The organism is Pseudomonas sp. PDM10 (assembly GCF_014852295.1).
Taxonomy (GTDB): Bacteria; Pseudomonadota; Gammaproteobacteria; order Pseudomonadales; family Pseudomonadaceae; genus Aquipseudomonas.
This window is the reverse complement of sequence record NZ_JACVBJ010000001.1, coordinates 175,740-197,083: the sequence shown is the minus strand read 5'-3', so window position 1 is coordinate 197,083 and position 21,344 is coordinate 175,740. Positions and strand designations below refer to the sequence as shown.

At 60.4% G+C, this 21,344-nt stretch carries 18 protein-coding genes; 9 read left to right on the top strand and 9 right to left on the bottom strand.

The genetic code is table 11. The features are described from left to right. The first annotated feature begins 16 nt into the window (after positions 1–16). Positions 17–1,333, top strand: a complete 1,317-nt coding sequence (locus IB252_RS00930; RefSeq protein ID WP_192406291.1) for an MFS transporter — start codon at positions 17–19, stop codon at positions 1,331–1,333. Positions 1,334–1,439: 106 nt separating this feature from the next. On the opposite strand, the gene purT is transcribed toward IB252_RS00930, so the two are convergent. From purT to IB252_RS00905, 5 genes are all read right to left on the bottom strand, one after another. Beyond that, positions 1,440–2,621 carry a formate-dependent phosphoribosylglycinamide formyltransferase gene (purT, locus tag IB252_RS00925; RefSeq protein WP_033056398.1) on the bottom strand — a complete coding sequence of 394 codons (1,182 nt, stop codon included), beginning with the start codon at positions 2,619–2,621 and terminating at the stop codon, positions 1,440–1,442. 99 nt (positions 2,622–2,720) lie between these two features. Beyond that, entirely contained in the window at positions 2,721–3,188 is a 468-nt protein-coding gene (locus IB252_RS00920; RefSeq protein WP_192407549.1) for a VUT family protein, read from the bottom strand. A gap of 187 nt (positions 3,189–3,375) precedes the next feature. Further along, positions 3,376–3,591, bottom strand: coding sequence for a DUF1289 domain-containing protein (locus IB252_RS00915; RefSeq protein ID WP_192406290.1), 216 nt, complete (start codon positions 3,589–3,591; stop codon positions 3,376–3,378). Next, complete coding sequence (locus IB252_RS00910; protein WP_007954617.1) at positions 3,588–4,112, bottom strand: gamma carbonic anhydrase family protein; 525 nt, start codon at positions 4,110–4,112, stop codon at positions 3,588–3,590. The genes IB252_RS00915 and IB252_RS00910 overlap by 4 nt, the downstream gene beginning before the upstream one ends. A gap of 68 nt (positions 4,113–4,180) precedes the next feature. Beyond that, a complete protein-coding gene (locus IB252_RS00905; RefSeq protein ID WP_111451370.1) occupies positions 4,181–4,780 on the bottom strand; it encodes a CoA pyrophosphatase in 600 nt (199 codons plus the stop codon). Between the two features lie 146 nt (positions 4,781–4,926). Between IB252_RS00905 and IB252_RS00900 the strand changes: the two genes are divergently transcribed. The 7 genes from IB252_RS00900 to nagE all read left to right on the top strand — a co-directional run bounded on the left by IB252_RS00900 (position 4,927) and on the right by nagE (position 13,823). Then, positions 4,927–5,478: an NUDIX hydrolase gene (locus tag IB252_RS00900; protein ID WP_192406288.1), complete on the top strand. Its 552-nt coding sequence runs from the start codon at positions 4,927–4,929 to the stop codon at positions 5,476–5,478. A gap of 64 nt (positions 5,479–5,542) precedes the next feature. Beyond that, entirely contained in the window at positions 5,543–6,046 is a 504-nt protein-coding gene (locus IB252_RS00895; protein WP_111451368.1) for a L,D-transpeptidase family protein, read from the top strand. Positions 6,047–6,572: 526 nt separating this feature from the next. Beyond that, positions 6,573–7,304: a GntR family transcriptional regulator gene (locus IB252_RS00890; protein WP_010463034.1), complete on the top strand. Its 732-nt coding sequence runs from the start codon at positions 6,573–6,575 to the stop codon at positions 7,302–7,304. 31 nt (positions 7,305–7,335) lie between these two features. Beyond that, a complete protein-coding gene (nagA, locus tag IB252_RS00885; RefSeq protein WP_192406287.1) occupies positions 7,336–8,442 on the top strand; it encodes an N-acetylglucosamine-6-phosphate deacetylase in 1,107 nt (368 codons plus the stop codon). Next, on the top strand, positions 8,423–9,445 hold the full coding sequence (locus IB252_RS00880) for an SIS domain-containing protein (protein ID WP_192406285.1): 1,023 nt from the start codon (positions 8,423–8,425) through the stop codon (positions 9,443–9,445). Before nagA ends, IB252_RS00880 begins: the two co-directional genes overlap by 20 nt. A gap of 102 nt (positions 9,446–9,547) precedes the next feature. Then, positions 9,548–12,064 carry a phosphoenolpyruvate--protein phosphotransferase gene (gene ptsP, locus IB252_RS00875; RefSeq protein WP_192406283.1) on the top strand — a complete coding sequence of 839 codons (2,517 nt, stop codon included), beginning with the start codon at positions 9,548–9,550 and terminating at the stop codon, positions 12,062–12,064. A 43-nt stretch (positions 12,065–12,107) separates the two neighbouring features. Further along, positions 12,108–13,823: an N-acetylglucosamine-specific PTS transporter subunit IIBC gene (nagE, locus tag IB252_RS00870; protein WP_192406282.1), complete on the top strand. Its 1,716-nt coding sequence runs from the start codon at positions 12,108–12,110 to the stop codon at positions 13,821–13,823. 112 nt (positions 13,824–13,935) lie between these two features. On the opposite strand, the gene IB252_RS00865 is transcribed toward nagE, so the two are convergent. The 4 genes from IB252_RS00865 to purL form a co-directional block, all read right to left on the bottom strand. Beyond that, the gene (locus tag IB252_RS00865) at positions 13,936–14,391 is read right to left on the bottom strand and encodes a hypothetical protein (protein WP_111451363.1); all 456 of its coding nucleotides are present in this window, start codon (positions 14,389–14,391) and stop codon (positions 13,936–13,938) included. Beyond that, a complete protein-coding gene (locus tag IB252_RS00860; protein ID WP_192406280.1) occupies positions 14,375–15,013 on the bottom strand; it encodes a DUF6036 family nucleotidyltransferase in 639 nt (212 codons plus the stop codon). The genes IB252_RS00865 and IB252_RS00860 overlap by 17 nt, the downstream gene beginning before the upstream one ends. A gap of 273 nt (positions 15,014–15,286) precedes the next feature. Next, a complete protein-coding gene (gene cutA, locus IB252_RS00855) occupies positions 15,287–15,598 on the bottom strand; it encodes a divalent cation tolerance protein CutA (protein WP_192406279.1) in 312 nt (103 codons plus the stop codon). A 35-nt stretch (positions 15,599–15,633) separates the two neighbouring features. Continuing rightward, positions 15,634–19,530: a phosphoribosylformylglycinamidine synthase gene (gene purL / locus IB252_RS00850; RefSeq protein ID WP_192406277.1), complete on the bottom strand. Its 3,897-nt coding sequence runs from the start codon at positions 19,528–19,530 to the stop codon at positions 15,634–15,636. A 274-nt stretch (positions 19,531–19,804) separates the two neighbouring features. Here purL and mltF point away from each other — a divergent pair, with 274 nt between their 5' ends. Next, the gene (gene mltF / locus IB252_RS00845) at positions 19,805–21,265 is read left to right on the top strand and encodes a membrane-bound lytic murein transglycosylase MltF (protein ID WP_192406276.1); all 1,461 of its coding nucleotides are present in this window, start codon (positions 19,805–19,807) and stop codon (positions 21,263–21,265) included. Positions 21,266–21,344 lie beyond the last annotated feature (79 nt).

The window sequence follows — 21,344 nt, the reverse complement described above, 5'->3', positions numbered from 1 at the left end:
TGTCAGGGATAACCGCATGACGACCAGCACGACTTATAACGACACCGCGCCTGCGCAGCCGACGAACTCCGCCACCCGCGTGGCGACCGCGAGTTTCATCGGCACGGCCATCGAATTCTACGACTTCTACGTCTATGCCACTGCCGCTGCGTTGGTGATCGGTCCGGTATTTTTTCCGCAGACCTCCGGCACAGCCCAGATGCTCTCGGCGTTCCTCACCTTCGGCATCGCTTTCCTGGCTCGACCGCTGGGCTCAGCGCTTTTCGGCCACTTTGGTGACCGCATCGGGCGCAAGTCGACGCTGGTTGCCTCGCTGCTGTTGATGGGCGTGTGCACCACGCTGATCGGCGTACTACCGGGTTACGACAGCATCGGGGCCTGGGCGCCGATCCTGCTCTGCGTGCTGCGCTTCGGCCAGGGCCTGGGACTCGGCGGCGAATGGGGCGGTGCAGCGCTGCTGGCGACGGAGAATGCGCCGAAGGGCAAACGCGCCTGGTTCGGCATGTTCCCGCAGCTTGGCCCCTCGATCGGATTCCTCGCGGCCAATGGGCTGTTTCTTACGCTGGCCATGACCCTGAACGACGAGCAGTTCCGTTCGTGGGGCTGGCGGATTCCGTTCCTGCTCAGTGCCGTGCTGGTAATGGTGGGTCTGTACGTGCGTCTCAAGCTTCACGAAACCCCGGTGTTTGCCAACGCAATGGCTCGCCAGGAGCGGGTAAAAATCCCGCTGGTCGAGTTGTTCAGCCAATATTGGGCGCCGATGCTGCTGGGTGCCGGATCGATGGTGGTGTGCTACGCGCTGTTCTATATCTCGACGGTATTTTCGCTGAGCTATGGCGTGTCGACGCTCGGCTACACCCGCGAGACCTTCCTCGCGCTGCTGTGCTTCGCCGTGCTGTTCATGGCCGCCGCTACGCCGCTGTCGGCCTGGGCCAGTGATCGATACGGGCGCAAACCGGTGCTGATCATCGGCGGTGTGCTGGCGATTCTGTCCGGCTTCCTGATGGAGCCGCTGCTGACCCAAGGTTCGACCTGGGGCGTGGCGCTGTTCCTGTGCATCGAGCTGTTTCTGATGGGCGTGACGTTTGCGCCGATGGGCGCGCTGCTGCCGGAGCTGTTTCCAACCCGCGTGCGTTATACCGGTGCGTCAGCGGCCTACAACCTGGGCGGTATTGTCGGGGCCTCGGCGGCGCCGTTCTTCGCACAGAAGCTGGTGGCGATGGGTGGTTTGAGTTATGTCGGCGGGTATGTGTCGGGGGCGGCGGTGCTGAGCTTGATTGCTGTGCTGTGCCTGAAGGAAACGCGCAATAACGATCTGAATCGAGTGGCTTAAAAAGCAAGAGCATCGCGAGCAGGCTCACTCCCACAGTGACCGCGTTCTGTCAGAAAGAACGCGCCCTCTGTGGGAGTGAGCCTGCTCGCGATAGCCGCGCCTCGGTTTACAGCTCGACCACGACAGCCTGAGAAGCGCGGGTCGCTTTAGCACGAGCCGCGTCAATCGACTCATCACGGGCCAACGCCACACCCATCCGACGCTGACCATTCACCTCAGGCTTGCCGAACAGACGCAACGCCGTATCCGGCTCGCTCAACGCAGCGCCCAAATTGGCGAATGCGGTTTGTGTGGACTGCCCTTCCACCAGAATCACCGCCGAAGCCGATGGACCGAACTGACGGATCAATGGAATCGGCAGGCCCAGAATCGCCCGTGCGTGGAGCGCGAACTGCGACAGGTCCTGGGAAATCAACGTCACCAGACCGGTGTCATGTGGACGCGGCGAGACTTCGCTGAACCAGACTTGATCGCCTTTGATGAACAGCTCGACACCAAACAGCCCACGGCCACCCAAGGCTTCAGTGACGGCTTTGGCAACGCGCTCGGATTCGGCCAGGGCAATCGGGCTCATGGCTTGTGGCTGCCAGGATTCCTGATAGTCGCCCTTCTCCTGGCGGTGGCCGACTGGCGCACAGAACGTAGTGCCGCCAACGTGGCGCACGGTCAACAGGGTGATTTCGTAGTCAAAGTCGATAAAGCCTTCGATGATCACGCGGCCTTTACCGGCACGGCCGCCCTCTTGAGCGTAATCCCAGGCTTTCTGCACGTCATCGACGCTACGCAGCAGGCTCTGGCCTTTGCCCGACGAGCTCATCACCGGTTTAACCACACAGGGAAAACCGAGGTCTTCGACAGCCTTGCTGTAATCCTCGAAGGTATCGGCAAAGTGGTACGGCGAGGTCGGCAGGTCCAGCTCTTCGGCGGCCAGGCGACGGATGCCTTCACGGTTCATGGTCAACTGCGCGGCGCGAGCGGTCGGGATCACGGTGAAGCCTTCGGCTTCCAGCTCCACGAGGGTCGCGGTGGCAATGGCTTCGATTTCCGGCACGATGAAATGCGGCTTTTCGGCTTCGATCACCGCACGCAGGGCGGCGCCGTCGAGCATGTTGATCACATGGCTGCGATGCGCGACTTGCATGGCCGGCGCGTTGGCGTAGCGATCCACGGCAATCACTTCAACGCCCAGGCGTTGCAGCTCGATCACCACTTCCTTGCCCAACTCGCCACAGCCACACAGCAATACGCGGGTCGCGGTTGGCGACAATGGAGTTCCGATACGGGTCATCTCAGGTCCTCAAGAAGCGGATCATCGAGGGACGCGACGCCTGGCGCGCTTCCCATGGGGAGAAAGCGCGGCATTTTACATGAACCGAGGGGTTTGGCTTTAACCGGGAATCGCGTTCTTGCGCAGACGCCAGGCCATTGCGATCCACACAATGGTCACGCCGGCGAACTTCGAGCCCATGGCGGTGAGGATCACGGCCGGGGTGAACGCATCGATCATGCCGAAGAAGATAAAGGTATCGAGAGGAATGCTCAGGGCTGAACTTATCCACAGGCGGTCGTGCAAGGGACGCTTGGTGACGCTGAACACCAGCCAATCGATGCATTCGGACACCGCAAACGCCGTGGCGCTGGCCAGGGCGATGGAGGGATCGGACGTCACGTAGGACAACACCAGCGCTGCCAGCATCGCCGCGATCGCGCCATGGCCGAAACGGGTTTGCACCATATCGCGCAAAACGAACACCAAACCACCCCAGGCTGACCAGATGATGTCCAGGTGCGGAGCGGTGGAAAAGGCGTAGTTGATCAGCACGACGCTGCTGATGTAGGCGATCAGGAAGAGCATGGGCAAGTAGGAAACCTGTCAATTTGGTGCACAGGGTACTTCAGGGACCGGGTTGGGCCAAGGTAGAGTGCGGCGTCTGTAATGACGCAATCGCGGGCAAGCCATGCTCCTACGGTTTTGTGTCGATCACATCATCGCGTAATCCCCCGAGCCCGTAGGAGCAAAGCTTGCTCGCGATAGCGGCACCTCAAATATCGGATTTCCCCCCGATCATCCAGAGTATCCCGCTGGACTTGGCCCGCTCATGACACAACCCCAACACCTTGCGCCGCTCTTCGTTGTCCATCCGGCTCCAGCGCGTGATCTCTTCCACTGTGCGCTGACACCCGGTGCAAATATCGTCCTCGTCCAGCGCGCAAATGTTCACGCAGGGCGATAGCACCGGCCGTTCTGTGGCGCTCATTCTTCCTGCTCAACCAGATCGCGGGCATAACGTTGCGAGTTATGCACATAGTGAGCAGCGCTGGCCTCCAGCATTTTCTTCTGCGGCTCGGTCAGCTCGCGCACCACTTTGCCGGGGGAACCCATGACCAGCGAACCGTCTGGAATCTCTTTGCCTTCCCCAATCAGTGAGTTGGCGCCGATGATGCAGTTCTTGCCGATTTTCGCGCCGTTGAGGATCACCGCGTTAATCCCGATCAAGCTGTAATCGCCCACCGTGCAGCCATGAAGCATGGCGTTATGGCCAATAGTCACGCCGGTGCCGATGGTCAGCGGGTACCCCATGTCGGTGTGCATCACCGTGCCATCCTGGACGTTGCTGTTCTTGCCGATCAGGATCAGTTCGTTGTCGCCACGCAGCACAGCGTTGAACCAGACGTTGGCGCCCTCTTCCAGTTTGACCTTACCCACCAGCACGGCATTGGGTGCGACCCAGCTCTGCGGATGGGTTTCGACGCGGGCGTCGCCCAGGCGATATTTCATCTTATTGTCCTCAAGGCCAGGCAGGCTCACTTGCAAAAAGCGGGGTTCACGCCATACGGGCGATGGCTTCAGGTGTTGATAAACGTCTTGGGTGGCTGGTGCAGGCTGATTTTGGCGTCATAGAGCAGGTTGATCAACTCGACGATCATAATCGCCGTCAGGCCCCAGATCTTGTATTCGCCGTAACGATAGCTCGGCACGTACCAACTGCGGCCCTGGTAATCGATTCGATGGGTGTGCTCGCGCGGATCCTTGCGGAAGAACTCAAGCGGTACGCTGAAGACGGCGGCAATCTCGGCATCGTTGGCCAGGTACTCGACAAAGTCCGGAATCACACCGACATAGGGTGTGACCTTGATGCCGTGCAGGGAGATCAACGGGCTCAGCGGGCCGATCACTTCGACCAGCCCCGGCGGCAGGCCGATTTCTTCTTCGGCTTCGCGCAGGGCGGTGAAAATAAGGTCCGGGTCTTCAGGGTCGCGTCGCCCGCCGGGAAAGGCGACTTCGCCGCCATGGGTCGAGAGCCCGCTGGCGCGCAGGGTCAGAACCAGTTCCGGCTCGTCGCTGCGGGTAATGGGCACCAGCACAGCGGCTTCGGGGAAACGCTTATCGGTTTCCAGTGTGCTTGGGGTGTGATTGCTTACTCGGTGAAGTAGCTCGTCCAGCATGAGTCTTCTCGATTTGTTCTCTATCTCGCATCATGCACCAATCGAACCGGCCGCCCAACCCCATAACCACTGCATGTCGCTAAACGACAACTTGCCGACAGACACCGCCGCACGCCAAGATAGGCGCAGCATTCAGGAACCCAAGCATGAAATTTTGCAGTCAGTGCGGCAACCCGGTGACCCAGCGCATTCCAGAAGGCGATTCGCGCCTGCGTTTTGTCTGTGACAGCTGTCAGGCGATTCACTACCAGAACCCCAATATCGTCGCCGGTTGCGTGGCGACCTGGGGCTCCAAGGTCTTGCTGTGCCGACGCGCCATCGAGCCTCGGCTCGGTTATTGGACCCTGCCCGCCGGCTTCATGGAAAACGGGGAAACCATCGAACAGGCGGCCATTCGCGAGACGGCCGAAGAAGCCTGCGCGCGGGTGCGTAACCTGACCATCTATACGTTGATCGACGTGCCGCACATCAGTCAGGTGCATGTGTTCTTTCGCGCCGAGCTGGTGGACCTGGACTTTGCCGCCGGCCCCGAGAGCCTGGAAGTGGCGCTTTTCGACGAAGCCGACATCCCGTGGTCCGAGTTGGCTTTCCGCACAGTGGGCCGTACCTTAGAATGCTTCTTTGCTGACCGGCGGACCGAGGTCTACCCTGTGCGGTCCGAGTCGATTCCGCCACTTGCTCAGCCTGCCAATACATAAAGCTCCTGGCTCTAAAATCACCTATAACTTAATAGTCGCGACACCTTTTAGGGATATCGTTTCAATGCGCTGGTTGCTTGCCCTGTTTTGCTTGGCGTTCGTCGCTGTCTCCCAGGCTTCCGTTGCGGAAACGCTGGACGGCAAAGTCATCGAAAAAGTTCTGGTGCTTAAGTCCGCTCACCAATTGCAATTGATCAATGACGGCAAGCCGATCAAGACCTATCGCATCTCATTGGGAAAAAGACCCATCGGCCCGAAACTCATGGAAGGCGACAAACGCACGCCAGAAGGTTTTTACTGGCTGGACTGGCGCAAGGTCAGTGACCGTTTCAATCTGGCGATGCACATCTCCTACCCGAACATCAGTGACTCCGTACGCTCCCGACGTGAAGGCGTCGAACCCGGTGGCATGATCATGATCCACGGCACCCCGGACACTGAAGAAAACCCCGAAGACCTGTTCCACACGCTGGACTGGACCGACGGCTGCATTGCCATGCGCAATATGGACATGCGCGAGGTTTGGGGTTTGGTGCCGGACGGCACGATGATCGAAATCCGCCCGTAATCTCAAGCTTCCCGGACGGATGAAAGACTTTTCCAGACTGGTGATGGGCTTCTGTGGCGAGGGGATTTATCCCCGTTGCGCTGCGAAGCAGCGCTGAAACCTGCAATTGCATTGTGTCAGGCCCACCGCGCCGCCTGAGTTTGCGACTGCTTCGCAGCCGAACGGGGCGGTGCGGCGTTCCGATAAATCCCCTCACCACAAGGGATCGAGTGGGCTCCAACATTATGTTCTGGCCGCTACCTTCGGTCGGCATCAACAAATAAATTCCAAAGATCGCAGCCTGCGGCAGCGCCTACCGGGTGAATACCAATTCCCTGTGTAAGAGCTGCCGCAAGCTGCGATCTTTGCGCTCAAAACCCCCACCGCTAATACCACTTAAAACCAGCAACCCTATTGCCCATCAATAAGGGCCGGCTTTCCCGTGCCAACAGCAAAGTGGTCTCATTGACATGGTATTCAAGTGGTATTAGGTTTCACCCCACCACCGGGCGACAACAATCCTATATCCGCATCGGACCAAACCTACATGAATGACCTCCAGGCCCTACGCCCTGACGACACCCAGCCCACGCCGTTGTACCTGCAACTGGCGCGCAATCTGGAAGCGGCGATCCATGCCGGCCAGTGGAAAGCCGAACAGGCCATGCCGTCAGAGCGCAACCTCAGCGAGCTGCTGGGCATCTCCCGCGTCACCGCCCGCAAGGCACTGGAAGTTCTGTTCGAACAAGGCCTGATTCGCCGCAACCAGGGTTCCGGCACCTTCATCACCCCGCGCCTGGAACAACCGCTGTCGCGCCTCTCGGGTTTCAGCGAGATGCTGCGCCTGAAAGGCTTCGTCCCCGGCTCGCAATGGCTGGAGCGTGAAATCACTCCGCCGACCCACGAAGAACTGATTCGCCTGGGCCTCTCGCCGAACGATAAGGTCGCCCGGCTCAAGCGCCTGCGTAAAGCCGACGACACGGTGATGGCAATCGAGATGAGCACCCTGCCCGCCTCGATCATTCCCAAGCCGCAAGCGGTGGGCGACTCCCTGTACGAATACCTCGACGGCATCGGCAAGCCGATCGTCCGTGCCCTGCAGCACATTCAGGCGATCAACGCCTCGGACGAATTCGCCGCCCTGGTGGGCATCGCCCCCGGCACCGCCATGCTGCTGATGACCCGGGTCGGTTACCTGGAAGACAACACGCCGATCGAAGTCACCGACACCTATTGCCGCAACGACTACTACGACTTTGTCGCCGAGCTTCGTCGATAAAGAGCTTCGCCGCCAAGACTGAGAACCGATCATGTCCGAAGACAATATCCTCACCGCCCACGGCTGGGTTCGCGGCCGGCTGATTCACGAACACGGCAAGGTCGTGTCGATCGAAGGCCAACCGTGCGATCCGGCCGACAACGACCTGCCTTACCTGCTGCCGGGTTTCATCGACCTGCACGTTCACGGCGGCGGCGGCAAAGACATCATGGAAGGTGCGCCAGCCTTCGAGACCATCACCAAAACCCACGTGCGTTTCGGCACGACCTCGCTGCTGGCGACCACCATGACCGCGCCGCCTGCGGAAATTTCCAGCGTGCTCAAAGCCGTTGGCAAATATTGCGAACAGCGCCCGAAAGGCAGCGCCCGAGTCCTCGGCGTGCACCTCGAAGGCCCGTACATCAACCCCGGCAAACTCGGCGCCCAACCGAATTTCGCCCACACCGCATTGATGGCCGAAGTCGAAGAATACCTGGCACTGGCGCCGATCCGGGTGATCACCATCGCCCCGGAAATCGCCGGTCACGACGCCTTGATCCGCGACCTCAGCGCTCGCGGTGTGCGCATGCAAATCGGCCACACCCTCGGCAGTTACGAGGAAGGCGTTGCCGCGCTGAACGCCGGCGCCAGCAGCTTCACCCACCTCTACAACGCCATGAGCCCGCTGCATCACCGCGAGCCAGGCATTGTCGGCGCGGCACTGGCTCACGCCAAATACGCCGAGCTGATTCCAGACTTGCTGCACGTGCACCCCGGCGCCATCCGTGTGGCCCTGCGCTCAATCCCGTGCCTGTATTGCGTCACCGATTCGACCGCCGCAGCGGGTATGCCCGACGGTGAGTACAAGCTCGGCAGCCACACCGTGACCAAATGCCTGGGCGGTGTGCGCTTGACCGACGGCACGCTGGCCGGCAGCACCCTGACCATGGATCAGGCCCTGCGCAATCTGGTGAAGATCGGTTTGCCCATCGCCGGAGCCTCGCAACGTCTTTCGCAATTCCCCGCCGACTACCTCGGCCTCAACGAACGCGGCCGCCTGCAACCCGGCAGCTGGGCCGACTGCGTACGGCTCGATCGCTCACTCACACTGACCGCCGTCATGGTCGAAGGAGAAGACATTGACTTCAAAAATGCTTGAAGAGGCGCTGTCCTCGTTCGAGGCCGTGCAAGCCCAATTGCAGCAACTCGACCCGCAGATGATCGAGATCGCCGGGCGCCTGCGCCGTCAGCCGCCGCAGGTGGTGATGACCGTCGCTCGCGGCAGCTCCGATAATGCCGCCAGTTACTTCGCCTACCTGACCATGCAGCAATTGGGCTTCCCGGTGGCGTCGTTGCCGATGTCGGTGGTGACCATGCTGCAAGCGCCGTTGAAGGTCAGCGGCCAAGTGGCGTTCGCCTTTTCGCAGTCCGGGCAAAGTCCCGATCTGGTGAACAGCATGCGTCTGCTGCGCAAGCGCGGCGCCCTGAGCATCTCGATGGTCAACGCCGAGAGTTCACCGCTGGAGGCCGCGTGTGAGTTCAGCTTGCCGCTGTGTGCTGGCACCGAAAACAGCGTCGCGGCGACCAAGAGTTTTATTGCCACCCTCAGCGCCAGCGCCCGTCTGATCGCCCATTGGAAAGAGGACACGCAATTGCTGGAGGCCGGCCTCGCACTGCCGGAAGGTTTGCGCGAGGCGGCGAAACAGGATTGGAGCCTGGCCATCGATGCCCTGCGTGATTGCCAGCGCCTGATGGTGATCGGCCGTGGCGCCGGTTTCGCCATCGCCCAGGAAGCCGCGTTGAAATTCAAGGAAACCTCGGCGATCCAGGCTGAAGCCTTCAGCAGCGCCGAGGTCCGTCACGGTCCGATGGCGTTGATCGATGAAAATTATCCACTGCTGATCTTCGCCCCACGCGGGGCCGAGCAGGCCGGCTTGCTGAGCCTCGCCGCCGACATGCGCCAGCGCGGTGCTCGCGTATTGCTGGCCGCACCGGATGACATTGCCGAACGCGACCTCACCCTGACCCGCGCCGAGCACCCGGCCCTCGACCCGATTCTGGCGATCCAGAGTTTCTACGTCATGGCCGCCGGTTTGGCCGTCGCCCGAGGCATGGACCCGGACCAGCCACGGCACTTGAGCAAAGTGACCCGCACCCACTGAACCGATTGGAATCTATCCCTATTTACCGGCGGATGAATACCCCCGTTAATCCGTGCAGGGCGAGTTGATCCGAACCGTAGTTTTTACTGATGAGACCGAGCCATGCACAACAATAATAAAGAGCTGACCCTCAGCGCCCCGCTCAGCGGCCCGGTGCTCACGCTCGCCAAGGTCCCTGACCCGGTGTTCGCCAGCGGCGCCATGGGCGACGGGATCGCCATCGATCCGCTGAACGACACCCTCCACGCCCCGTGCGCCGGCGTCGTGGTGCACGTCGCACGCACCGGCCATGCCATCACCTTGCGTGCCGACAACGGTGCCGAATTGCTGCTGCACCTGGGCCTCGACACGGTCGAGTTGCAGGGCCAAGGCTTCTCGATGCTGGTCAAGGAAGGTGCGCGGGTCAGCAACGGCCAGCCGCTGTTGCGCTACGATCTGGACAAGGTCGCGCAGCACTGCAAAAGCCTGGTCAGCCTGATGATCCTGACCAACAGCCAGGACTTTCAGGCGCGACCGATCACGCTGAAGTCGGTGAAAGTTGGCGAGCCATTGCTGCACATCATTCGTCGGCACGCGTCGGGCGCGCAGGCTGAAGCGGAGCTCTGCGGGGAAGAGATGCATGGCTACGTTCGCATCGCCCATCGCGGCGGTTTGCATGCTCGCCCTGCAGCGCTGATTCGCCAGACAGCGCAAGGTTTCAAGAGCCAATCGCAGCTGCACTTCGCTGGCAAATCGGCGACCTGCGACAGCTTGATCGGCTTGATGGGTTTGGCAGTCGGCGAACAGGATGAGGTTCAGGTCAGCTGCCAGGGGCCGGACGCCGAAGCTGCGTTGCAAGCGCTGCTGATCGCGTTATCCACAGCGCTGGCCGAAGACAGCCACGCCGCCGCGCCGACACCGATTGCCCGACGCACTCGAGCGGCCGAAGCGGGCGTGCTGCACGGTGTTTGTGCAGCTCCCGGTTTGGTTGGCGGGCCATTGTTCCGCTTGAGCGCCATCAGCCTGCCGGTGGACGCCGGCAACCATGTTCCCGAGCAACAACTGCAAACCCTCGACACCGCGCTGACCGTTGTACGCGGTGAAATCAACCACACGCTGGCCCAAGCAAGGAAACATAAAAACACCGACGAAGAAGCGATCTTCGCCGCACACCTCGCCCTGCTCGAAGACCCGGCGCTGCTGAACGCAGCCAACACCTCCATCGATCAGGGCATGGCCGCAACCCACGCCTGGAGCCAATCGATCGACGTGCAGTGCGAGGTGCTCCAGCAACTCGGCAGCCCGTTGTTGGCCGAGCGCGCCAATGATCTGCGCGACCTCAAACAACGCGTGCTGCGCGTCCTGCTCGGCGAAGCCTGGCACTACGACGTGCCGGCCGGCGCCATCGTCGCCGCGCATGAACTGACCCCGTCCGATCTGCTGCAACTCAGTCAGCAAGGTGCTGCCGGGTTGTGCATGGCCGAGGGTGGCGCGACTTCCCACGTGGCGATTCTCGCTCGCGGCAAAGGTCTGCCGTGCATGGTCGCGCTGGGTTCTACGCTGCTGGATCAGCAGCAAGGCCAAGCGGTCGTGCTGGATGCCGATGGCGGTCGTCTCGAACTGAAGCCAAGTGCCGAACGTTTGGCCGAAGTGCATCAAGCGCAACTCGATCATCAACAGCGTCGCGCCGAACAACAGGCTCAGGCTCACACCCCGGCGCTGACGCTCGACGGCTTGCAGATTGAAGTCGCCGCCAATGTGGCCTCCAGCGCTGAAGCGGCTGATGCCTTGGCCAATGGTGCAGACGGCGTCGGCTTGCTGCGTACCGAGTTTCTCTTCGTCGACCGCAACACCGCACCGGACGAAGAGGAACAGCGCACTGCTTATCAAGCCGTGCTCGACGCCATCGGCGACAAGTCGGTGATCATTCGCACCATCGACGTTGGCGGAGACAAACAACTCGACTATTTGCCGCTGCCGGCTGAAGCCAATCCTGTGCTGGGTCTGCGCGGCATTCGCCTGGCTCAGGTCCGTCCGGAAATCCTCGATCAGCAATTGCGCGCCCTGCTGCACGTCCATCCGCTGTCGCGTTGCCGGATCCTGCTGCCGATGGTGACTGAAGTCGATGAGTTGCTGCACGTCCGCCAGCGTCTCGACGCGTTGTGCACTGAACTCGGTGTGAGTGAACGCCCTGAGTTAGGCGTGATGATCGAAGTCCCCGCCGCCGCACTGCTGGCCGAGCAACTGGCCGAACACGCGGACTTCCTGTCGATCGGCACCAACGACTTGTCGCAATACACCCTGGCCATGGACCGCGACCACGCCGGCCTCGCTTCGCGGGTAGACGCCATGCACCCGGCGCTGCTGCGGCTGATCGCCCAGACCTGCGCCGGTGCGGCGGTGCATAACCGTTGGGTCGGTGTCTGCGGCGCGCTCGCCTCCGATCCGCTGGCCACGCCGGTACTGATTGGCCTTGGCGTCAGCGAGCTGTCGGTCAGCCCGGTGCAGATCGGTGAAATCAAAGACCGCGTCCGTCATCTCGACGCCGCCGAATGCCGACGCATCTGCCAGGACCTGCTCAAGTTGAGCAGTGCCGCTGCGGTGCGTCACGCCTGTCACCAGCAATGGCCTCTGAGCTGAACAACAACAGCGCTATAACAAAAAGAACACAGGGAGAACCGCCATGTACCACTACTTCATCGAAGGCCTGCAACGCCTCGGCCGCGCGCTGATGCTGCCGATTGCGATCCTGCCGATCGCCGGCCTGTTGCTGCGCCTGGGCGACACCGACCTGCTGAACATCGCGATCATCCACGACGCCGGCCAAGTGATCTTCGCTAATCTGGCAATGATCTTCGCCATCGGCATCGCCGTCGGTTTCGCCAAGGACAACAACGGCACCGCAGGCCTGGCCGGAGTCATTGGCTACCTGGTGATGATCTCCACCCTCAAGGTGCTCGACGCGAGCATCAACATGGGCATGCTCGCCGGGATCGTCAGCGGCTTGATGGCGGGCGCGCTGTACAACCGTTTCAAGGACATCAAACTGCCGGAGTACCTGGCATTCTTTGGCGGCCGGCGCTTCGTGCCGATTGTCACCGGGTTCGCCGCCGTCGGCCTGGGCGTCATCTTCGGCTTGATCTGGCCGCCCATCCAACAAGGCATCAACAGCTTCGGCACGTTGATGATGGAGAGCGGCAGCTTCGGCGCGTTCGTCTTTGGCGTTTTCAACCGCCTGCTGATCGTCACCGGGCTGCACCACATCCTCAACAACATGGCGTGGTTCGTCTTCGGCAACTTCACTGATCCGACCACCGGCGCCATCGTCACCGGTGACTTGTCGCGCTACTTCGCCGGTGACCCGAAGGGCGGCCAGTTCATGACCGGCATGTTCCCGGTGATGATCTTCGGTCTGCCCGCCGCGTGCCTGGCGATGTACCGCAATGCTTCGCCGGAGCGCCGCAAGGTCATGGGCGGGATCTTTCTGTCGATGGCGCTGACGTCGTTTTTAACGGGTGTGACTGAGCCGATCGAATTCGCCTTCATGTTCCTCGCGCCGCTGCTTTACCTGGTGCATGCGTTGCTGACGGGCCTGTCGATGGCGATCACCAACCTGCTGAACATTCACCTCGGGTTTACGTTTTCCGGTGGTTTGATCGACATGATTCTCGGCTGGGGGAAATCCACCAACGGCTGGTTGATGGTCCCGGTCGGCCTGGCGTATGCGGTGATCTACTACGTGGTGTTCGATTTCTGCATTCGCCGCTTCAACCTCAAGACCCCAGGGCGTGAAGACATTCCAACGGGTGACAAAGTCGTCGTCGCCGACAGCGAACGGGCAGGCGCTTACATCAAGGCGCTGGGGGGTGCGCAGAATTTGATCACCGTGGGTGCCTGCACCACTCGGTTGCGGCTGGACATGGTGGATCGCAACAAGGCGAACGATGCGGAATTGAAAGCGCTGGGGGCGATGGCGGTGGTGCGTCCGGGCAAGGGTGGGAGTTTGCAGGTGGTGGTCGGGCCGATGGCAGACAGCATTGCCGATGAGATTCGCTTGGCGATGCCTGCGTTGGGGCGCGCGATCATTTCCTCCCCCGCTGCGGTGATCGATGCGCCGAAACTAGCTGCGGTGGCGCCGCTGGAAGCGCAGCAATGGCTGAATGCGTTGGGCGGCGGCGAGAACGTGTTGCAGATGGACTGCATCGCCATGACCCGGATTCGATTGCAACTGGCGGACGGCAAAGCAGTGTCGGAATGTGATCTGAAGGCGTTGGGTTGCCAGGGCGTCAGTCAGTTGGAGGGAGGGATTTGGCATCTGCTGATTGGCGACAAGGCATCGAGTTTGAATGATGCACTGGAGGCATTGGTGAATCGCAGTGAGGTGAGTGCCAAGGTTTAAATTGTGGGTGCCTGATAGTCAGTCTTCGCAGGCAAGCCAGCTTCCACATTGGATTGGCGTACATAGAACCAATGCAGGAGCGAGCCTGCGCGCGATGAGGCATTGGATGAGTTCAAGCAGACGTGGCGTGCTGCTCAGCTTCGTAATGTCGAGTCTGGAAAGGCATGAGGGTCTGAGCCTTCAGGCCAAGCCCCTCACTCAGTCCCCAAGAAGCCGCGAGTTCATCGCGACGCTTGCGAAGCGGAACAGTCGCTACCTCCGACCTCACTTCCAGTCTGGACGTAGAGCGTAAAAAAAGCTTAAGAGCCCAGAAGGTTTCCAATACACGGCTATCAGAAACACATGCAAAACGCGTGAACCGCTCAAGCAAATAACCTGCGCGGCGAACTTCGAGCTCGTCAGAGTGAAGGCTCAGGAAGGCTTCGACTTCACTCACAAGATCATCCTCCGAATACCAGACAACTTTAGCTGCGCGCACCAACGCAGCGTCATCTGCTTGATTCAACGGTTTTTTGACCAAGGTGTCCAAGGCGGATGAGAGGACGTGGCCGCTAAGGGGCGTCGCCATCTGTAGTCTCCAGGTAATCTTGCAATATGTTAGTGAGAACGGACGTCGGTGGCTCTTTGTTGCCAACATATACATCAATTGCCTGCAATGCCAGACGACGGAGTTCAGTGGTCAGTATGAAACCCGCCCGGAGCAGCGCCATGACGTCGCCGATATCCTGGTCTGTCGCTCTACCTAGTTTGGATATTGCGATGTCGACAGGAGCAGCAATATGGACATGCAGCGGCGACTCTACGGAGAAATCTGCAAGAGGAAGACTACGTTCCCAGTAGTCTTCATGAATGGGACCGAAGCTGGTGTTGTACTGAAGGTCGTAGTTCAGCTCCATTAACCGGCCGGATTGCTCATCAACGAATTGTTCAGGTACTTCTGCGAGCAAGGTCTGTAAGTGAAGACCCTGCGGAAGATTTGCATAATAGATCTCAGCATCAACATCAGTTGACACGCGGTGATGAGTGTAGAGGTGGACGGCGCACCCTCCGAACACAACAACCTTGACCGCCCCTGGCTCTGCGCATTCACCGACTAGCTCCAGTTCGACTGATTTGAACATCGAAATTAGCGCCTGCCCAAGCGCGGTGTTCGAGTTAACCCAGGGAGTAATTGCGTCCGGCAATTCCATCGTTGAACCTCAAGTGGATTGAAGTGTTTGTGATGGACAAAGGCTGGACTTGAGACTTCCGACGGACAACCTGAAAAGGTTGTCGGATATTTCATCGAACGATGTAGCCGTTACCGCAAGAATAGTATCCACACCTCGACGAAAACGGCTATTAGGCCATCATCGAAGGCAAGCCAGCTCCCACAGTTTGAGTTGTGTACATCAGTCCAAATCCCGGGCAAAAAAAACCCGCTGATCTTCATCAGCGGGTTTCTCATTTCAGCGGCAGGCAGATCAAAGTTCCTCCAACCGCCACACCTCATAAGCCGGCGTCTCGTAGGGATGACTCTGCTTCAGAGCCTCCACCACCGCCCGAATCAACTCATCACTGACCACAAGCTCAACCTTCCATTCCTCAACCTGCTCGACCTGCCCCGCTTCCCCAATGAACGGCTGACTGCCGTCCAACGGGCGAAACTGGCCGCGGCCGAGCACTTGCCAGGCGCAATGGTCGTACGCGCCGATTCGTCCGCCACCGGCGGCGAATACGGCGCTTTTCACGTCTTCGACGTGACTGGTTGGAACAAAAAAACTGAGCTTGTACACAGCGCTTAGTTCACCCGCTCTTAATTTACCCGCTCTTAGTTCACCCAGACGCGCGCATTACGGAACATACGCATCCAAGGTGCGTCTTCGTTCCAGTCTTCCGAACGCCACGAGTTCTGCACCGCGCGGAACACACGCTCCGGGTGAGGCATCATGATCGTCACGCGACCGTCGCGGCTGGTCAAACCGGTGATCCCGCGCGGCGAGCCGTTCGGGTTGGCCGGGTAGTTTTCGGTGACCTTGCCGTGGTTGTCGACGAAACGCATCGCCACGCAACCCGACAGATCAGCTTCCAGCAACGCTTCTTCGCTGGCGAATTCGGCATGACCTTCACCGTGAGCAATAGCGATCGGCATACGCGAACCGGCCATGCCCTGCAGGAAAATCGAGTTCGATTCCTGAACCTGAACCATCGCCACACGGGCTTCGAACTGCTCGGAACGGTTACGCACAAAGTGCGGCCAGAACTCGCTACCCGGGATCAGCTCGTGCAGGTTGGACATCATCTGGCAACCGTTGCACACGCCGAGGGTGAAGCTGTCGGTACGTTCGAAGAAGCCCTGGAACGCATCGCGAGCACGGCTGTTGAACAGCGCGGACTTGGCCCAGCCTTCGCCGGCGCCGAGAACGTCGCCGTAGGAGAAACCACCGCACGCCACCAGGCCTTTGAACTCGTTCAGGTCGACACGGCCGGCCAGAATGTCGCTCATGTGCACGTCGATTGCGTTGAAACCGGCGCGGTCGAACGCAGCCGCCATTTCCACCTGACCGTTGACGCCCTGCTCACGCAGCACGGCAACCTGTGGGCGGATGCCTTTCTTGATGTAAGGCGCGGCGACGTCCTGGTTGACGTCGTAGCTGAGCTTGACGCTCAGGCCCGGGTTGTCTTCTTGCAGCAGCACGTTGAATTCTTGCTCTGCGCAGTCGGCGTTATCACGCAGACGCTGGATCTGGTAGCTGGTCTCAGCCCACTGACGTTGCAGCAGACGACGCTGACCTTCGAACACGGTTTCGCCGTTGAAGGTGATGCTGATCTGGCCGTTGTTCATCGGCTGACCGATCACCGACACGCACTCGCCCAGACCGGCAGCGCTGAACTGCGCGAGGATGTCTGGAGTAGCGTCCTGGCGAACCTGGATCACGGCGCCCAGTTCTTCGTTGAACAGGATCGCGGCGATGTCGGCAGAAGTCTCTGCCAGACCGTCGAGGTTCAGGCTCAGACCGCAATGGCCGGCGAAGGCCATTTCCACGGTGCTGGTCAACAGACCACCGTCGGAGCGGTCGTGGTAAGCCAGCAGGTGACCGTCGGCGTTGAGGCCCTGGATCACGGCGAAGAAGGCTTTGAGGTCTTCGGCATCGTCGACGTCCGGCGCTTGCGAACCGAGCTTGCCGTGAACCTGAGCCAGGATCGAAGCGCCCATGCGGTTCTGACCACGACCGAGGTCGATCAGGATCAGGTCGGTGGTGCCCTTGTCCATGCGCAGTTCCGGCGTCAGGGTCTGACGGATGTCAGCCACAGGCGCGAAACCGGTCACGATCAGGGACATCGGCGAGGTCACGGTCTTGTCGACGCCTTCGTCGTTCCAGCGCGTGGCCATGGACATGGAGTCCTTGCCCACCGGAATGGTGATGCCGAGGTCCGGGCACAACTCCATGCCGACCGCTTTCACGGTGTCATACAAACGCGCGTCTTCACCTGGGTGACCGGCAGCGGACATCCAGTTGGCCGACAGTTTGATGTCGGAAATTTTGTTGATGCGCGAAGCCGCGATGTTGGTCAGGGTTTCGCCGATGGCCATACGGCCCGACGCTGGAGCGTCCAGCAGTGCCAGCGGAGTGCGCTCGCCCATGGCCATGGCTTCACCGGTGTAGACGTCGAAGCTGGTAGCGGTGACGGCAACGTCGGCCACCGGAACCTGCCACGGGCCGACCATCTGATCACGAGCCACGAGGCCGGTGATGGTGCGGTCGCCGATGGTGATCAGGAAGCTTTTGCTGGCCACGGCCGGGTGATGCAGAACGCGTTCGACGCAGTCTGCAATCTCAAGCGTCGACGGATCGAAATCGTCGCCCAGTTCATTTTCACGAACGGCCGAACGGTGCATGCGCGGGGCTTTGCCCAGCAGCACTTCGAGTGGCATGTCCACCGGGCTGTTGCCGAAGTGACTGTCGGTGACCGTCAGTTGCGGCTCGGCAGTGGCTTCGCCGACGACGGCGAACGGGCAACGCTCGCGTTCGCAGATCGCCTGGAAGCGTTCGAAGTCAGCCGGACCGACCGCCAGAACGTAGCGTTCCTGGGATTCGTTACTCCAGATTTCGTGCGGGGCCATGCCCGGCTCGTCGTTAGGAATGTTGCGCAGTTCGAAGCGACCGCCACGGTTGCCATCGTTGACCAGTTCCGGGAAGGCGTTGGACAGACCGCCCGCGCCGACGTCGTGGATGAAGCTGATCGGGTTGTGTTCGCCCAACTGCCAGCAACGGTCGATGACTTCCTGGCAGCGACGTTCCATTTCCGGGTTTTCGCGCTGTACGGAAGCGAAGTCCAGGTCTGCCGAGCTGGTGCCGGTGGCCATGGAGGAAGCCGCGCCGCCGCCCAGGCCGATCAGCATCGCCGGGCCGCCGAGCACGATCAGCTTGGAGCCAACGGTGATCTCGCCTTTCTGCACGTGTTCGGCACGGATGTTACCCATACCGCCGGCCAGCATGATCGGCTTGTGGTAACCGCGAACTTCGTCGCCACGCGGGGTGGTGATCGACTGTTCGAAGGTACGGAAGTAACCGGTCAGGGCCGGACGACCGAATTCGTTGTTGAACGCGGCGCCACCCAGTGGGCCTTCGATCATGATGTCCAGCGCGGTAACGATGCGCTCAGGCTTGCCGTACGGCACTTCCCACGGCTGTTCGAAGCCCGGGATTTGCAGGTTGGACACGGTGAAACCGGTCAGGCCAGCCTTTGGCTTGGCACCGCGACCGGTTGCGCCTTCGTCGCGAATCTCGCCTCCGGAACCGGTGGAAGCGCCCGGGAACGGGGCAATCGCGGTTGGGTGGTTGTGCGTTTCGACTTTCATCAGGATGTGCACCGGTTCCTGCACCGCGCCGTACTGGCGGGTTTCAGGGTCCGGGAAGAAACGACCGGCGACGTTGCCGACGATCACCGAAGCGTTGTCCTTATAAGCCGACAGAACGCCTTCGCTGTGCATCACGTAGGTGTTCTTGATCATGCCGAACAGGCTTTTTTCCTGGCTCTGACCGTCGATGTCCCAACTGGCGTTGAAGATCTTGTGACGGCAGTGCTCGGAGTTCGCCTGGGCGAACATCATCAGTTCGATGTCGTGGGGGTTGCGCTTCAAGCCGATGAAGGCGTTGACCAGGTAGTCGATCTCGTCTTCGGCCAGGGCCAGGCCCAGCTCGGTGTTGGCTTTTTCCAGCGCGGCGCGGCCGCCACCCAGCACATCGATGGCAGTCAGCGGTTTCGGCTCGGCATGGCTGAACAGGCCGGCGGCTTGTTCAAGGTTGCCGAGGACGATCTGGGTCATGCGGTCGTGCAGCGCATCGCAGATCAGCTGCGCTTCGGCGTCGCTGAACTGGCCGGCCACGTAGAACGCGATGCCGCGCTCCAGGCGCTGGATTTTCGTCAGGCCGCAGTTGCGAGCGATGTCGCTGGCTTTACTGGACCATGGCGAGATGGTGCCGAAACGCGGCAACACCAGGAACAGACGACCGGTCGGCTCTTGTACCGGAACACTTGGGCCGTACTTCAGAAGGCGCGCGAGCACCTGCTGTTCGTCGCCGGTCAGGACGCCGGTAACTTCGGCGAAGTGAGCGAATTCAGCATACAAGCCACTGACAGCCGGAACTTTCTGGCTCAGTTGCTCAAGGAGTTTGCTGTGGCGAAAGGCAGAAAGGGCAGGAGCGCCGCGCAGGATCAACATCTTCGGGACAGCCTCGGGAAGGGGTGTGCTTTGAGGCCGTGCATTCTAGCCTAAACAGGCCGCGACATCACCCGAAACGGTACGGGCGGCTGCACCCGGGCGTCGGGCCGGGTATTCGGACATAAAACAGGCGCACGCCGAGCGATATTTTTTCTGTCACAAAATGCTGCTCGGGCCCATTCCTGCGGGGTCCGGAGCGGTTTTCAATTGCCTAGCAGACAAGCCCTTCGCTGTCGAGATATGGCGCTCGTGGTCCTTTGCGTATACTGCGCAGATGTTTTCCCCAACGGCTTTGCGTCCGCGGTTCGCCAAATGGCTGATCGCAACCGGACTCTTCCTGGTGCTCAGTGGCTGTGTTGATAAACCCAACACGCTGGAGCGCGTAAAGGAGGATGGCGTGCTGCGGGTGGTTACCCGTAACAGCCCCGCCACCTACTTTCAGGATCGCAACGGTGAAACCGGCTTCGAATACGAGCTGGTGAAGCGCTTCGCCGACGATCTGGGGGTGGAACTCAAAATCGAAACCGCCGACAACCTCGACGACCTGTTTAATCAGGTGGGCAAACCCAACGGCCCGGTGATCGCTGCTGCCGGCCTGGTCAGCAGCGACAAACGCAAACAGCAGGTGCGGTTTTCCCACTCCTATCTTGAAGTCACCCCGCAGGTCATCTATCGCAACGGCCAATCGCGGCCGACCGACGCGAAGGATCTGGTGGGCAAGAAGATCATGGTGCTCAAGGGCAGCACCCACGCCGAGCAATTGGCGGAGCTGAAAAAGAAGTATCCCGGCATTGAATACGAAGAGTCCGACGCCGTTGAAGTCGTCGACTTGCTGCGGATGGTCGATGAAGGTCAGATAGACCTGACCCTGGTCGATTCAAACGAAGTCGCGATGAACCAGGTCTACTTCCCCAACATACAAGTGGCCTTCGACCTCGGTGATGCCAGCAACCAGAGCTGGGCGGTGGCCGCTGGCGACGACAACAGCTTGCTCAACGAGATCAACGACTACCTCGACAAGGTGAAGAAAAACGGCACCCTGCAACGTCTGAAAGACCGCTATTACGGGCACGTCGATGTACTGGGTTACATGGGCGCCACCACCTTCGCCCAACACTTGCAGCAACGTCTGCCCAAATACGAACAGCACTTCAAGGCGTACGCCAAGAAAGAGAAAGTCGACTGGCGCCTGCTGGCAGCGATCGGCTATCAGGAGTCGCTATGGCAAGCGGCCGTCACGTCGAAGACCGGCGTGCGCGGCCTGATGATGCTGACCCAGAACACTGCGCAGGCCATGGGTGTGTCCAATCGACTGGACCCCAAACAAAGCATCATGGGTGGCGCCAAGTACCTGGCCTACATGAAGGATCAGCTGGATGAGTCGATCCAGGAGCCGGATCGCACATGGTTTGCGCTGGCGGCCTACAACGTTGGCAGCGGTCATCTGGATGACGCGCGCAAACTGGCGGCCAAGGAAGGACTGAACCCGGACAAGTGGCTGGACGTGAAAAAGATCCTGCCGCGCCTGTCCGAGAAGAAGTGGTTCAGCAAAACCCGTTACGGCTACGCCCGTGGCGGCGAACCCGTTCACTTTGTGGCGAACATCCGCCGCTACTACGACATCCTGACGTGGGTGACGCAGCCGCAGCTTGAAGGCAATCAGGTCGCCGAGGGCAACCTGCATGTGCCGGGGGTCGACAAGACCAAGCCGAATCCGGAAACCCCACAGCTTTAACGGCCACCACCAATCAAATGTGGGAGCGAGCCTGCTCGCGATGGCGTCTTAACATTCAACAAAGATGTTGCCTGTAAAA